Source organism: Streptomyces malachitofuscus (assembly GCF_055571035.1).
The window spans coordinates 110532-124805 of the sequence record NZ_JBVIGA010000018.1; the positions used below are offsets into that span (position 1 = coordinate 110532).

Here is a 14274-nt window from a genome sequence, read left to right on the forward strand (position 1 = left end):
GGTGGTGGGTGGGCACAGGCCGGGGGTCCAGGGGGCGGCGCCCCCTGGTGGGCCGCCCCACCGCTCACCGGTCAACCGGCGTTGTCCACAGCCCCCCGCACCCGCGGACGCGGCGACGTACTCTTGACACCCCCGGCCCGCAGCGCGCGTCGGGCCCGTCGTGTTGCACACCCCCGGAGGGAATCCGCCCCGCATGAGCCTGCACGGTCTGCTCGACGCCGTAGTCAAGGACCCCGCCCTCGCGGAAGCGATCACCGCGGCCGCCGACGGCACCCGCATGCACGTCGACCTCGTCGGCCCGCCCGCGGCCCGCCCCTTCACCATCGCCGCCCTGGCCCGTGACACCGGCCGCCCCGTGCTCGCCGTGACGGCGACCGGCCGCGAGGCCGAGGACCTGGCCGCGGCCCTGCGCTCCCTCCTCCCGCCCGAGGGCATCGTGGAGTACCCCTCCTGGGAGACGCTCCCGCACGAGCGGCTCAGCCCCCGCAGCGACACCGTCGGCCGCCGCCTCGCCGTACTGCGCCGCCTGGCGCACCCCCGCCCCGACGACCCCGAGACCGGCCCGGTCTCCGTCGTCGTCGCCCCCGTGCGCTCCGTGCTGCAGCCGCAGGTCAAGGGCCTGGGCGACCTGGAGCCCGTCTCCCTGCGGACCGGACAGAGCGCCGACCTGAACGAGATCGTCGAGGCCCTCGCCGCCGCCGCGTACGCGCGGGTGGAGCTGGTGGAGAAGCGCGGCGAGTTCGCCGTACGGGGCGGCATCCTGGACGTCTTCCCGCCCACCGAGGAACACCCCCTGCGCGTCGAGTTCTGGGGCGACGACGTGGAGGAGGTCCGCTACTTCAAGGTCGCCGACCAGCGCTCCCTGGAGGTCGCCGAGCACGGGCTGTGGGCCCCGCCCTGCCGCGAGCTGCTGCTCACGGACGACGTACGGGAACGCGCCCGGGTCCTGGCCGAGCAGCACCCGGAGCTGGGCGAACTGCTCGGCAAGATCGCCGAGGGCATCGCCGTGGAGGGCATGGAGTCCCTGGCCCCCGTCCTCGTCGACGACATGGAGCTGCTGCTGGACGTGCTGCCCAAGGGCGCCATGGCCGTCGTCTGCGACCCGGAGCGGGTGCGCACGCGCGCCTCGGACCTGGTGGCCACCTCCCAGGAGTTCCTGCAGGCCTCGTGGGCGGCCACCGCAGGCGGCGGCGAGGCGCCCATCGACGTCGGCGCGGCGTCCCTGTGGTCGATCGCGGACGTCCGCGACCGGGCGCGTGAGCTGGACATGATGTGGTGGTCGGTGTCGCCGTTCGCCGCGGACGAGGAACTTGCCTCCGACACCCTCAAGCTCGGCATGCACGCCCCCGAGACCTACCGCGGCGACACCGCGCGGGCGCTGGCCGACACCAAGGGCTGGCTCGCCGACGGCTGGCGCACCGTGTTCGTCACGGAGGGCCACGGCCCGGCCGCCCGCACGGTCGAGGTGCTCGGCGGCGAGGGCATCGCCGCGCGTCTGGACACCGACCTCGGTGAGATCAGCCCGTCCCTGGTGCACGTTGCCTGCGGCTGCATCGACCACGGCTTCGTCGACCCGGTGCTCAAGCTCGCCGTGCTCACCGAGACCGACCTCACCGGCCAGAAGGCGTCCGGCCGCGAGGGCGCCCGGATGCCGGCCCGGCGGCGCAAGACCATCGACCCGCTCACCCTGGAGGCGGGCGACTACATCGTCCACGAGCAGCACGGCGTGGGCCGCTACATCGAGATGGTGCAGCGCACCGTGCAGGGCGCCACCCGCGAGTACCTGGTCGTGGAGTACGCCCCCGCCAAGCGCGGCCAGCCCGGCGACCGGCTCTACATCCCCACCGACCAGCTGGAGCAGATCACCAAGTACGTCGGCGGCGAGGCACCCACCCTGCACCGTCTCGGCGGCGCGGACTGGACCAAGACCAAGGCGCGCGCCAAGAAGGCCGTCAAGGAGATCGCCGCCGACCTGATCAAGCTGTACAGCGCGCGCATGGCCGCCCCCGGCCACGCCTTCGGCGCCGACTCGCCCTGGCAGCGCGAGCTGGAGGACGCCTTCCCGTACGCGGAGACGCCCGACCAGCTCACCACCATCGCCGAGGTCAAGGAGGACATGGAGAAGTCGGTCCCCATGGACCGTCTGATCTGCGGCGACGTCGGCTACGGCAAGACCGAGATCGCGGTGCGGGCCGCGTTCAAGGCCGTACAGGACGGCAAGCAGGTCGCCGTGCTGGTGCCGACCACGCTGCTGGTGCAGCAGCACTTCGGGACGTTCAGCGAGCGGTACGCGCAGTTCCCGGTGGTCGTGAAGGCGCTGTCCCGCTTCCAGACCGACACGGAGGCGAAGGCCGTCCTGGAAGGGCTGCGGGAGGGTTCGGTGGACGTCGTCATCGGCACCCACCGCCTGTTCTCCTCGGAGACGAAGTTCAAGGACCTGGGCCTGGTCATCGTCGACGAGGAGCAGCGCTTCGGCGTCGAGCACAAGGAGCAGCTGAAGAAGCTGCGCGCCAACGTCGACGTGCTGACCATGTCCGCCACGCCGATCCCGCGCACGCTGGAGATGGCGGTCACCGGCATCCGCGAGATGTCGACGATCACCACCCCGCCGGAGGAGCGCCACCCGGTGCTCACCTTCGTCGGGCCCTACGAGCAGAAGCAGATCGGCGCGGCCATCCGCCGCGAACTCCTGCGCGAGGGCCAGGTCTTCTACATCCACAACCGGGTCGAGTCCATCGACCGCGCGGCGGCCCGGCTGCGCGAGATCGTGCCCGAGGCGCGCATCGCCACCGCCCACGGGCAGATGTCGGAGTCGGCGCTGGAGCAGGTCGTCGTCGACTTCTGGGAGAAGAAGTTCGACGTGCTGGTGTCGACGACGATCGTCGAGTCCGGCATCGACATCTCCAACGCCAACACCCTGATCGTCGAGCGCGGCGACAACTTCGGCCTCAGCCAGCTGCACCAGCTGCGCGGCCGGGTCGGACGAGGACGGGAGCGCGGGTACGCCTACTTCCTCTACCCGCCGGAGAAGCCGCTGACCGAGACGGCGCACGAGCGGCTCGCCACGATCGCCCAGCACACGGAGATGGGCGCGGGCATGTACGTGGCGATGAAGGACCTGGAGATCCGCGGCGCCGGCAACCTGCTCGGCGGTGAGCAGTCGGGCCACATCGCGGGCGTCGGCTTCGACCTGTACGTGCGGATGGTCGGCGAGGCGGTCGCGGACTACCGGCGCCAGCTGGAGACCGGTGAGATCGAGGAGGAGCCGCCGCTCGAGGTGAAGATCGAGCTGCCCGTCGACGCGCACGTCCCGCACGACTACGCGCCGGGCGAGCGGCTGCGCCTGCAGGCGTACCGGGCGATCGCCTCGGCCAACTCCGAGGAGGACGTCAAGGCGGTCCGCGAGGAGCTCGTCGACCGCTACGGCAAGCTGCCCGAGCCGGTGGAGAACCTGCTGCTGGTGGCGGGTCTGCGGATGCTGGCCCGGGCGTGCGGGGTCGGCGAGATCGTGCTGCAGGGCAGCAACATCCGCTTCGCGCCGGTGGAGTTGCGCGAGTCCCAGGAACTGCGGCTGAAGCGCCTGTACCCGGGCTCGGTCATCAAGCCGGCCGCCCACCAGGTGCTGGTGCCGCGCCCGAAGACCGCGAAGGTGGGCGGGAAGCCGCTGGTCGGACGGGATCTGCTCGGCTGGGTCGGGGAGTTCCTGACGTCGGTGCTGGGGTCCTGACGCCGGTCCCCGGCTCCTGACGGGCTGCCACGCGCGCACCGGCGGGCCGTCCACGGCGGAGGTCGCCGTGGACGGCCCTGACGGGTGCGCGAGGCCTTACGGCTGGTCGGGACGATCGCGGTCCATGCCGAGCCGGCGTTCGGCCTGCTGCTGCCCGGTGTCGATCTGCTGCTCGTACTTGCCGCCGGTCCTCTCGTTCATCTTCTTTTCCGCGGCGTCCGAGGCCTGCCTGGCCTTGTCGCGTGCCGCCTTGTTGCTCTTGAACTTGTCGAGGATGCCCATCCAGAGCTCCTTCCGGAGGTGACTCAAAACCGACAATACGCGCGGTTCGGGGCGAATGCTCAAGAAGTGTCCATATGGTCTGGACCTCTCGCTCGTTACGGTGAGACCCGGGATCGACCCGCCCCCGCCGGGGCAGGGATACAGGAGGAACAAGGGAGGGGCGCGGTGACGCGACACAAGGGGTGGGGCCGGCGGCTCCTGCACACGGGACCGGCGGCGACCGCCGCGGTGGCCCTGCTCGCCGGTTGCGACGGACTTCCGGACGCCGGCTCCCCGGCCGGCGGCGGCAGCGGGGCGGCCGCCCCCGACGGACGTGCCGTCAGCCCGCTGGACAACCCCGACGGCACCGGACCGGGCCTCGCACCCGTGACCGGTGAGAAGAACCGTGCCGCTGCCGTCGCCCTCATCGAGAAGGTGACCACCAAGGGCCGCGGACCGAGGACGGGCTACGACCGCGACGAGTTCGGCTACGCCTGGATGGACACGGCCGACGGGGTGCCGCTCGCGAGGAACGGCTGCGACACCCGCAACGACCTGCTGAAACTCCATGGCCGCGACGTCCGGTTCCGGTCCGGTTCCGACTGCGTGGTGGTCTCGATGGAGCTGTACGACCCGTACACCGGCAAGGACATCGCCTGGAAGAAGGCGGAGGCGGCCGAGGTGCAGATCGACCACGTGGTCCCGCTGTCCTACAGCTGGCAGATGGGGGCGGCCCGGTGGCCGGAGGACAAGCGCGAGCGGCTGGCGAACGACGCGCTGAATCTGCTGCCCGTCGAGGGGCGCGCCAACTCGGCGAAGCGGGACTCGGGTCCCGCGTCCTGGCTCCCCCCGAACAAGGCCGTCCGGTGCGCCTACGCGGTCCGCTTCGCGCAGGTCGCCCTCAAGTACGAACTGCCGGTGACCGCGGCCGACCGGCGGATGATGCGGGAGCAGTGCGGCGGGTGAGCGGGGCGGGGGGAAATCGTTTCCCCTGGCCGTTCGGTCATGTCTACCGTGCCGTCATGGACTTCACGGTATCGAGCCTCGTCGACCGTCCCGACCGGGCGGCGGCCGTGCGCGACATGGCGGACACCTGGCCGCAGTTCGTGACCGAGGACCTGGTGGCCTTCGCGTACTTCTCGCGCATCGCCCTGGAGCTGCCCGAGTACGTGCTCTTCGCCGAGGACGACCGCGGTGACGTGGTCGCCAACGCCTACAGCGTGCCGTTCGCGCTCGACGCCGAGGGGCGCGGGGAACTGCCCGCGCGCGGCTGGGACGAGGTCCTGGTGTGGGCCTTCTCCGACCTGCGCCGAGGGGTGCGCCCCGACACGGTCAGCGCCATCTCGGTCTCCGTCGCCCCGCACGCCCAGGGCCGCAGGCTGTCCGCGGTGATGCTCTCCGCGATGCGCGACAACGCCCGGGCCCGTGGCTTTCGTGAGGTCGTCGCCCCCGTGCGGCCCAACGCCAAGCACCTGGAACCCGGTACGTCCATGGAGGAGTACGCCCGTCGCGTGCGCGCGGACGGCCTGCCGCACGACCCCTGGCTGCGCGTCCACGCCCGGGCCGGCGCCACCGTGGAGTCGGTGGCGCCGGCGTCGATGACGGTCGCCGCCTCGCTGGAGGACTGGCGTCGCTGGACCGGGCTGCCCTTCGACACCGACGGCGAGGTCGAGGTGCCCGGCGCGCTGGCTCCGGTGCGCTGCGAGGCGGAGCGCGGATACGCGGTGTACGTCGAGCCCAACGTGTGGATGCGGCACCCGCTGTGATGTGAACAGCCGGGCGGGAGGTGGCCGGTCAGGGCGGCGAGCGCGGGGCGGCGCACGGCTGGTTCCCCCCCCGGGGTCCGTCAGAAGTTGCCGTTGCCGAGCAGTTCGCCGTCGGCGTCGTAGACGGTGACGAGGCCGTTGTCGCTCTGCTTCCAGTCGGCGAACGCGGAGGCGATGAGCTTGGCGGGGCCCATGCCCTCGCCCAGCATGCCGCCGGTGAAGTCGGTGTAGACGTCCGCGGCGTCGAGGATGTTGTTCTGCTCGTCGGCACCCTGGACCTTGGTGACGTGGGAAACGGCCTCCTTCTCCTTGGCCGTCCCGTTCTTCTGCACGAACGCCTTGAACTGCTCGGCCTGGGACGCCTTCTCGACGCCCTTGTCCTCGGCGGACTTCGTGTCGGACGCGCCGTCCGCCTTCGAGCCGTCCCCCTTCGAGCCGCCCGCCCGCTGCTGGGCGGAGGCGGAGGAGTCCTTGCCGGTGGATCCGCCGTCCGCGTCACCGGAGTTCGCCGAGACGGCGCCGATGACGACGATGCCCACGACGGCGCCCAGCGCGATCTTGCTCTTCATGCCCATGGTTGGTGTCCCCTCCCGACGACGGCAACCACATCTGTCAGGCGGTTGCTCGTTCGCGGGGTCAATAAGAACAGATGCTGTGAACTGAGTCAACGCGGTTCACGCGAGTCGGTTGATACACGCGCGTGAAGTCGGGAATCCAGCGTGCGTCGGTATGCTCGTGACCACAGACGGGCAGAGGGGAATGGGGCGGGTGCCGGGCATGCAGGACAACGCGACAGAAGTGACCGCCGCCGGGATCGCGCGGCTGGCCGGTGTCGGCCGCGCCGCCGTCAGCAACTGGCGGCGGCGGCACGCCGACTTCCCCCGGCCGGTCGGCGGCACCGAGACCAGCCCCTCCTTCGCCCTCGCCGAGGTCGAGGGCTGGCTGCGCCACCACCGCAAACTCGCCGAGGTCCCCCTCAGGGAACGCGTCTGGCAGCAGCTCGCCGGACACCCCGCGGGCCCTGTCACCGCCCTCACCCACGCCGGCTGCGTCCTGCTCCTCATCCACGACCGCTCCCCGGACTGGCTCGAGGTCGGCTCCGGCACCGACGAGCGACTCGCCGCGATGCTCCCCGCCGCGCTGGAACGCGTGCTCACGCCGCGCCTATGCGAGCCGGGCGGCTCACGTGTGAACTCCTCGAGCGCTGTGAACTCGTCCGCCGACGCGCCGGCCGCCACCGTGCCCGCCCTCACCCTCCCCACCGCCCCCCAGCTGCTGCCCTCCGCCCCCCTCCTGCGCGGCGTCGCCGAACTCGCCGCCGAGCGCGGCGCCCGGCACACCTTCGAATTCCTGCTGGGCCGGCACCTCGACGCCAACCCGCGCCAGTACACGCTCACCCCCGCCGAGCTCGCCGGACTCATGGCCGACCTCGCCGGCACCCCCCGCACCGTCCTCGACCCGGCCTGCGGCACCGGCGCCCTGCTCCGCTCCGTCGCCCACCGCCCCGGCCAGGAGCTCCACGCCCAGGACAGCTCCCCCGAGCTCGCCGCCCTCACCGCGCTCCGTCTCGCCCTGCACACCCGCGCCGCCGTGCACGCCGCCGCCGGTGACGCCCTGCGGGCCGACGCCCACCCGGAGCTGCGGGCCGACGCGGTGCTGTGCCACCCGCCGTTCAACGAGCGCAACTGGGGCCACGACGAACTCGCCTACGACCCGCGCTGGGAGTACGGCTTCCCGGCCCGCACCGAGTCCGAGCTGGCCTGGGTGCAGCACGCCCTCGCCCGGCTGCGGGACGGCGGCACCGCCGTGCTGCTGATGCCGCCCGCCGCCGCGTCCCGCCGCTCCGGGCGCCGGATCAGGGCCGACCTGCTGCGCCGGGGCGCGCTGCGCGCCGTCGTCGCGCTGCCGGCCGGCGCCGCGCCCCCGTACAACCTCCCGCTGCACCTGTGGGTGCTGCGGCGGCCCGAACAGGCGCCCGCCCAGCCGGAGGTGCTGCTCGTCGACGCCGGGCAGTTCGCCGCCGAGGGGCGCGGCGGGCCCGACTGGCCGGGCGTGCGCGAATCGGTCCTGGACGCCTGGCGCGCCTTCGACCGGGCCGGCCGGCTCGACGAACGGCCCGGACTGGCCCGCTCCGTGCCGGTCATCGAACTCCTCGACGACGACGTCGACCTGGCCCCGGCCCGCCGGCTGCCGCCCCCCGCCGCGGCCGCCGGCGCCGGCCGGCTCACCGACGTGCGCGACCGGCTCGACGAGACGCTGCGCCTGACCGCCGAGCTGGCCCCGCCGCCGGTGGAACCCGCGCCGCCCGCCGTCTCCGGCCGGCTGCCGCTCACCACCGTCGGCGAGCTCGCGCGCGGCGGCGCCCTGGTGATGAGGACCGGCGGTCACGGCGGGCACGCGCGCGTGCCCGTGCTCACCGACCACGACGTACTCGCCGGAACCGCCCCCTCCGGAACGCTGCCGGAGAGCGACGAGGAAGCGGTACTCACCGAACCGGGCGACGTCGTCGTCCCCGTGCTCGGCGGAGGAGCCGTCGCGCGGGTCGTCGACGACGCGACCGCCGGAGCCGCCCTGGGCCGCAACCTCGTCCTGCTGCGCCCCGACCCCGCCGCGCTCGACGCGTGGTTCCTCGCCGGCTTCCTGCGCGGCACCACCAACCACCGTCAGGCGAGCAGTTATGCCTCCACGGCCACGCGGCTCGACGTGCGCCGTCTGCAGCTGCCCCGGCTCCCGCTCGCCGAACAGCGGCGCTACGGCGCCCGCTTCCGCGCCCTCGACGCGTTCGAGCGGGCGCTCAAGGAGGCGGGCCGGCTCGGCGAACAGCTGGTCCGCGGGATGTACGACGGCCTGACCGACGGGACCATCGCCCCGGACTGAGCCCGCGGCCGCGCCCCGCGCGGGACTTCACGCAGCCGGACGAAGCGATCAGGACGACAACGGTTCGGTACATCAGGGACCCGTTGTCCCTGATGGCCTATACGCTCGGAGTCTCGACCCGAGTTCCCACCGCTTCACCTGTCCAGGAGCAGTCATGTACGGCCACGGCGCGGCGCCGCCCCCACCCAGCGGCGCATCGGTCATCACGCAGCGCGTGCTGTACGCCGCGGCCGGAATCCTGTGCTGCGGTCTGCTGGCCGCAGTGCCGTTGTTCCGTGTCGCGGTCCTGCGCGGACGGCTGCTCGACTGGGCGGCGGCGTGGGTGAGCATCCCGTTGGCCATAGCCTGCATGGCGGTGGTCGGTTCGCTGCCGGAGTCGGACTACCGCACCGACGTCGCCCTGGCCGCGGTCCTGATCCTCGGCGCGGTGTCGAGCGCGTACTTCCTGACCGTGGACATCCGCCTGCACCGGCGACAGGGCCCGTACGCGGCCCAGGGCCCGCCGTCGCCGCACGCGACGACGATGCACGCGCCGGGATCCCCCACCCCGTACGGCTACCCGCAGCAGGCCTCGCCCTACGCGAACACCCCCGTACCGCAGCCGCAGTCCCCGCACACGCCGCTGCCCCCCACCCCCGTACCGCCGCAGCCGGGGCCGCCGCAGCGCCCCGCGCCGGCCCGGATCGACCAGGTGCGTGCCGAGCTCGACGAACTCAGCGACTACCTGCGCCGGCAGGACGGGCAGCAGGGACAGCACGGCAACGGTGAAGGCGGAAGGTGAGCGTGACGACGGGACGTGTCGTCGCCGGCCGCTATGAACTGTCCACGCTCATAGGGCAGGGCGGCATGGGACAGGTCTGGACGGCCTACGACAAACGACTGGACCGGCGCGTGGCGGTGAAGCTGCTGCGCCCCGACAAGGTGGCCGGCCAGGAGGCCGACGAACTGCGCCGCCGCTTCGTGCGCGAGTGCCGGGTGACCGCCCAGGTCGACCATCCCGGCCTGGTCACGGTGCACGACGCGGGCAGCGAGGGCGAGGAGCTGTTCCTCGTCATGCAGTACGTCGACGGCGCCGACCTCGGCGACCACCTCGCCGAGCACGACCCGTACCCCTGGCAGTGGGCGGCGGCGGTCGCCGCGCAGCTGTGCGCCGTACTGAGCGCCGTGCACGCCGTGCCGATCGTCCACCGCGACCTCAAGCCGCGCAACGTGATGGTGAAGCAGGACGGCACCGTCACCGTGCTCGACCTCGGCGTCGCCTCCGTCATGGACGCCGACACCACCCGTCTGACCCACACCGGCACCCCCATCGGCTCGCCCGCCTACATGGCCCCCGAGCAGGCGATGGGCGGCGCGGTCGGCCCCTACACCGACCTGTACGCGCTCGGGGTGCTGATGCACGAGCTGCTCAGCGGCGACGTACCGTTCGCCGGCTCGACGGCGCTCGGGGTGCTGCACCGGCACCTGTACGAGCCGCCGGTGCCGGTGCGCCGGATCCGCCCGGAGGTGCCCGAGGCCCTGGAGGCCCTGGTGCTGCGGCTGCTCGCCAAGGACCCGCAGCACCGACCGGACTCCGCGCAGGAGGTCTACGAGCACCTGTCGCAGCTGCTCCCCGCGCGGGGTACGCCCACCGGCGCGCCGCTGGATCCCACCCGCCCGTTCCTCCGTCCGCACGCCCCTTGGCCGGACCGTGCGCCCGCGCCCCAGCCCGCCCCCGCCGCGCCGCCCGCGCCCGTGGCGGAGAAGGCCGATGTCGCCGCCGCCGTGGACGAGGTGAAGCGGCTGCTCGGCGAGGGCCGCATCACCCAGGCCGTGGACATCCTCGGCTCGATCCTGCCCGTCGCCGCCGACCAGCACGGAGAGCACTCCCCGGTCGTCCGCACCCTGCGCAAGCAGTACGCGGCCACCCTCCTGGACGACGGCCAGTACCGGCGCGCCCTGCCCGAACTGCGCCGCCTCGCCGACGAGCGCGCCGCCGAGGCCGGCCAGGCCGACCCGCAGTCCCTGCGCTACCGCTACGAGGCAGCGCAGTGCCTGGAGCAGCTCGGCGAACCGGCGGCGGCGCTCGCCGAGTACCGGGCGCTGCTGGCGTACTACGAGAACCAGTACGTGGCCGCCGGTGACCCGCAGCTCGCCCACGACGTCCGCCGCCGCATCGGCCATCTGCTGCTGGCCCTCGGCGACCGGGCCGCCGCGCACGACACGCTGGCCCGGCTGCTGCATGACGTGGAGCGCCTGCACGGCCCCGGGCATCCGCTGGCCGCGGACATCCGCCGGACCCTGGGGTGGCTGGGACAGGTGCGCGGATAGCGGACGGCGGACCGCAAAGGGGCCATACGGCCGGACGGCGGGCCGGGGCGGTGCCGGAAGTCGCGGTGAATCGTTGGTCGAATGGGTTGGCCAGAGCTTGGCCGATGCCTACCATCGATCACCGCAAGACTTTGTGCACCGCCGCACAAGCTCTCCTCAGGAGGTCTCCTTGCACCGCCGCCGTCGCACCGCGTTCCTCCTCACCGCCGCGATCGCCGCAGCGCCCCTGCTCACCGCCTGCGGGAACGACGCGCACCCCGGTGCCGCGGCCGTGGTCGGCGGGGAACGGATCACCGTGTCGCAGCTGGAGAACCGGGTCGACGAGGTCCGCGCGGCACAGCGGGCGGCCGTGCCGGACGAGGCCCAGTACCAGCAGGCCATCGCGCGCACCGGCAGCCTGACCCGCGACACCCTGCACGGCATGGTCCTGGACCGGGTGCTGGAGCGCGCCGCGAAGGACGCCGGGGTGACGGTCACGGACCGCGAGATCCAGCAGATGCGCTCCGGCCTGGAGCAGCAGGCGGGCGGTGCGGAGGCGCTGGAGGCCGCCTGGCTCCAGCAGTACGGCATCCCGCCGCAGCGTCTCGACGAGAACCTCCGCCTCCAGTTGCAGGCCCAGAAGCTCGCCCAGCGGCTCGGCACCGACACCAGCCGGCCCGAGTTCTGGCAGGCGCTGTCCGAGGCGGGCAAGGAGCTCGACATCGACCTCAACCCGCGTTACGGCGACTGGGACGTGGACAAGAGCAGCCGGGTCGACGCGAAGGTGCCGTGGGTACGGGACGTCAGTTCCTCTCCCGAGGCTCCGCAGCCGCTCTGACGGGGCGGTCCTGTGGACGGACAGGCTGTGGACGAACGGGCTGTGGACAACTCGGGGCCCGTCGGTGGGGTGGGCTAGTTTCGGAGCGTGAACGCAATCAGCTCCGTACCGACCTCCGAGGACGGCCCCGGCCGTGTCGTCCTGCTCACCACCAGTCACCGCGTCGCGCCCGGCCTGCTGTCCTGGCCGGCCTGGCAGGTCCTGCACGCGGCCGACCGAGTGCTGTGCGCGGACGGCGCCCACCCGCAGCTGCCGTATCTGCGGGAGTCGGGGATATCGGTCGACGAGGCCGCGCCGACCGCCGAGGAGATCGTCGACGCCTGCGCGGGCGGGCGGACGGTGGTGGTCGTGGCGACCGGGGAGGGCGAGCCGGCGCTGACCGACGGGCTGGCGCGGCTGGCCGGGTCCGGCAGGGTCCGGATGCCCGAGCTGGAACTGCTGCCCGCCTCCTACGACCTGCCGGGCGCCCGTCTGCTCGACCTGGTGCAGGTCATGGACCGCATCCGGGCGGAGTGCCCGTGGTCGTCCCAGCAGACCCACAAGGGTCTGGCCAAGTACGGCATCGAGGAGGCGTACGAACTCGTCGAGGCCATCGAGGAGGGTGACCGGGACGAGCTGCGGGAGGAACTGGGCGACGTGCTCCTCCAAGTCGTCTTCCACGCCCGCATCGCCGAGGAGCACCCGGACGAGCCGTTCTCCGTCGACGACGTGGCGGGCGGCATCGTGGCCAAGCTGATCCACCGCCACCCGCATGTCTTCGGTGGGGAGACGGCGGACACGCCCGAGGACGTCAAGGCGCACTGGCTGCGGACCAAGGCGGAGGAGAAGCGGCGCAGCTCGGTGACGGAGGGGGTGCCGCTCGGACAGCCCGCCCTGGCGCTGGCGGCGAAGCTGGCGTCGCGGGCGCGGACGGCGGGGCTGGAGGTTCCGTTGCCGGCGGGGGAGGGCGTCGGCTACGAGCTGCTGGCGCTGGCGGCACGGGCGGAGGCCGCGGGGGTGGATCCGGAGGCGGCGTTGCGGGCGGCGGCACGGGTGTACCGCGATGCGATCCGGGGTGCGGAGGGTGGCGCGGACCACAGCTGAGCGAGCCGACCGCAGGGGGTGCTCCGCCCCCGCCGCCCTTCCCGTCCCGTCCCCGGGGGCTCCGCCCCCGCCCGACGCCCCAGGCCACCCGAGCCGCACGGCACACGCCCATTGAGGTCACCGCATGTCAGACCACCCCTCCGCCCCGCAGGGCCCCGTTCCGGAGTTGTTCAGCTGGGAGTTCGCCGCCGATCCGTACCCCGCCTACGCCTGGCTGCGTGAGCACGCCCCCGTGCACCGGACCCGGCTGCCCAGCGGTGTGGAGGCCTGGCTGGTCACGCGGTACGCGGACGCCAAGCAGACCCTCGCCGACCACCGCCTGTCCAAGAACCCCGCGCACCACGACGAGCCCGCGCACGCCAAGGGCAAGACGGGCATCCCCGGTGAGCGCCAGGCGGAGCTGATGACGCATCTGCTGAACATCGATCCGCCGGACCACACCCGGCTGCGGCGGCTGGTCAGCAAGGCGTTCACCCCGCGCCGTGTCGCGGAGTTCGCGCCGCGCGTGCAGGAGCTCACCGACGGACTCATCGACCGTTTCGCGGACCGGGGCTCCGCCGACCTCATCCACGAGTTCGCCTTCCCCCTTCCCATCTACGCCATCTGCGACCTGCTCGGCGTCCCGCGGGAGGACCAGGACGACTTCCGGGACTGGGCGGGCATGATGATCCGTCACGGCGGGGGACCACGTGGCGGGGTCGCCCGGTCCGTGAAGAAGATGCGCGGCTATCTCGCCGAGCTGATCCACCGCAAACGCGAGGCTCTGCCCGCCGAGCCCGCCCCCGGCGAGGACCTCATCTCCGGTCTCATCCGCGCCTCCGACCACGGTGAGCACCTCACCGAGAACGAGGCCGCCGCCATGGCGTTCATCCTGCTGTTCGCGGGCTTCGAGACCACCGTGAACCTCATCGGCAACGGCACCTACGCCCTGCTCACCCATCCCGGTCAGCGCGCACGCCTGCAACGGGCCCTCGCCGCCGGGGACCACGGGCTGCTGGAGACCGGTGTGGAGGAACTCCTGCGCTACGACGGCCCCGTGGAACTCGCCACCTGGCGGTTCGCCACCGAGCCGGTCACCATCGGCGGGCAGCGCATCGCGGCGGGCGACCCGGTGCTCGTCGTCCTCGCCGCCGCGGACCGGGACCCGGACCGGTTCGCCGACCCGGACGTGCTCGATCTCGGCCGGCGCGACAACCAGCATCTGGGATACGGCCACGGCATCCACTACTGCCTCGGCGCCCCGCTGGCCCGGCTGGAGGGGCAGACCGCGCTCGCCACGCTGCTGACCAGGCTTCCGGACCTGCGGCCGGCGGTGGAACCGGACGAACTCCGGTGGCGCGGCGGGCTCATCATGCGCGGACTGCGCACGCTTCCGGTGGAATTCACCCCTCCGCAAAAGTGACGGACCGTGCTCCGCTCCATGCACCCCGAGC

Annotated in this window: 11 protein-coding genes; 9 read left to right on the forward strand and 2 right to left on the reverse strand. The window is 73.0% G+C overall.

Annotated elements, in window-relative coordinates; genetic code table 11:
- Positions 1-193: 193 nt before the first annotated feature.
- Positions 194-3727: a transcription-repair coupling factor gene (gene mfd / locus ACZ44S_RS25285; RefSeq protein ID WP_466932747.1), complete on the forward strand. Its 3534-nt coding sequence runs from the start codon at positions 194-196 to the stop codon at positions 3725-3727.
- Positions 3728-3823: 96 nt separating this feature from the next.
- On the opposite strand, the gene ACZ44S_RS25290 is transcribed toward mfd, so the two are convergent.
- On the reverse strand, positions 3824-4009 hold the full coding sequence (locus ACZ44S_RS25290; protein ID WP_190165208.1) for an antitoxin: 186 nt from the start codon (positions 4007-4009) through the stop codon (positions 3824-3826).
- A 165-nt stretch (positions 4010-4174) separates the two neighbouring features.
- Here ACZ44S_RS25290 and ACZ44S_RS25295 point away from each other — a divergent pair, with 165 nt between their 5' ends.
- Both ACZ44S_RS25295 and ACZ44S_RS25300 read left to right on the forward strand, forming a co-directional pair.
- Positions 4175-4954 (forward strand): HNH endonuclease family protein, encoded by a 780-nt coding sequence (locus ACZ44S_RS25295; RefSeq protein ID WP_466932749.1) that lies wholly within the window; start codon positions 4175-4177, stop codon positions 4952-4954.
- Positions 4955-5010: 56 nt separating this feature from the next.
- Positions 5011-5754, forward strand: coding sequence for an N-acetyltransferase (locus ACZ44S_RS25300; protein WP_466932751.1), 744 nt, complete (start codon positions 5011-5013; stop codon positions 5752-5754).
- Between the two features lie 80 nt (positions 5755-5834).
- Here the strand turns inward: ACZ44S_RS25300 and ACZ44S_RS25305 are convergent, their stop codons facing one another.
- Positions 5835-6329: a hypothetical protein gene (locus tag ACZ44S_RS25305; RefSeq protein WP_466932753.1), complete on the reverse strand. Its 495-nt coding sequence runs from the start codon at positions 6327-6329 to the stop codon at positions 5835-5837.
- A gap of 202 nt (positions 6330-6531) precedes the next feature.
- Here ACZ44S_RS25305 and ACZ44S_RS25310 point away from each other — a divergent pair, with 202 nt between their 5' ends.
- From ACZ44S_RS25310 to ACZ44S_RS25335, 6 genes are all read left to right on the forward strand, one after another.
- Positions 6532-8631 (forward strand): N-6 DNA methylase, encoded by a 2100-nt coding sequence (locus ACZ44S_RS25310; protein WP_466932755.1) that lies wholly within the window; start codon positions 6532-6534, stop codon positions 8629-8631.
- A gap of 154 nt (positions 8632-8785) precedes the next feature.
- Positions 8786-9412 (forward strand): hypothetical protein, encoded by a 627-nt coding sequence (locus tag ACZ44S_RS25315; protein WP_466932756.1) that lies wholly within the window; start codon positions 8786-8788, stop codon positions 9410-9412.
- A 38-nt stretch (positions 9413-9450) separates the two neighbouring features.
- A complete protein-coding gene (locus ACZ44S_RS25320; protein WP_466932877.1) occupies positions 9451-10941 on the forward strand; it encodes a protein kinase domain-containing protein in 1491 nt (496 codons plus the stop codon).
- Between the two features lie 169 nt (positions 10942-11110).
- Positions 11111-11758, forward strand: coding sequence for a SurA N-terminal domain-containing protein (locus ACZ44S_RS25325; RefSeq protein ID WP_466932758.1), 648 nt, complete (start codon positions 11111-11113; stop codon positions 11756-11758).
- A gap of 87 nt (positions 11759-11845) precedes the next feature.
- Positions 11846-12841: a nucleoside triphosphate pyrophosphohydrolase gene (locus ACZ44S_RS25330; RefSeq protein WP_466932760.1), complete on the forward strand. Its 996-nt coding sequence runs from the start codon at positions 11846-11848 to the stop codon at positions 12839-12841.
- Positions 12842-12965: 124 nt separating this feature from the next.
- Entirely contained in the window at positions 12966-14243 is a 1278-nt protein-coding gene (locus ACZ44S_RS25335) for a cytochrome P450 family protein (protein ID WP_466932762.1), read from the forward strand.
- The last annotated feature ends 31 nt before the right edge of the window (positions 14244-14274 follow it).

What these genes read in the sequence shown, in the direction of transcription:
- mfd (WP_466932747.1), top strand. Translation starts at nt 194, where the DNA reads ATGAGCCTGCACGGTCTGCTCGACGCCGTAGTCAAGGACCCCGCCCTC.
- ACZ44S_RS25290 (WP_190165208.1), bottom strand. Translation starts at nt 4,009, where the DNA reads ATGGGCATCCTCGACAAGTTCAAGAGCAACAAGGCGGCACGCGACAAG.
- ACZ44S_RS25300 (WP_466932751.1), top strand. Translation starts at nt 5,011, where the DNA reads ATGGACTTCACGGTATCGAGCCTCGTCGACCGTCCCGACCGGGCGGCG.
- ACZ44S_RS25305 (WP_466932753.1), bottom strand. Translation starts at nt 6,329, where the DNA reads ATGGGCATGAAGAGCAAGATCGCGCTGGGCGCCGTCGTGGGCATCGTC.
- ACZ44S_RS25310 (WP_466932755.1), top strand. Translation starts at nt 6,532, where the DNA reads ATGCAGGACAACGCGACAGAAGTGACCGCCGCCGGGATCGCGCGGCTG.
- ACZ44S_RS25315 (WP_466932756.1), top strand. Translation starts at nt 8,786, where the DNA reads ATGTACGGCCACGGCGCGGCGCCGCCCCCACCCAGCGGCGCATCGGTC.
- ACZ44S_RS25335 (WP_466932762.1), top strand. Translation starts at nt 12,966, where the DNA reads ATGTCAGACCACCCCTCCGCCCCGCAGGGCCCCGTTCCGGAGTTGTTC.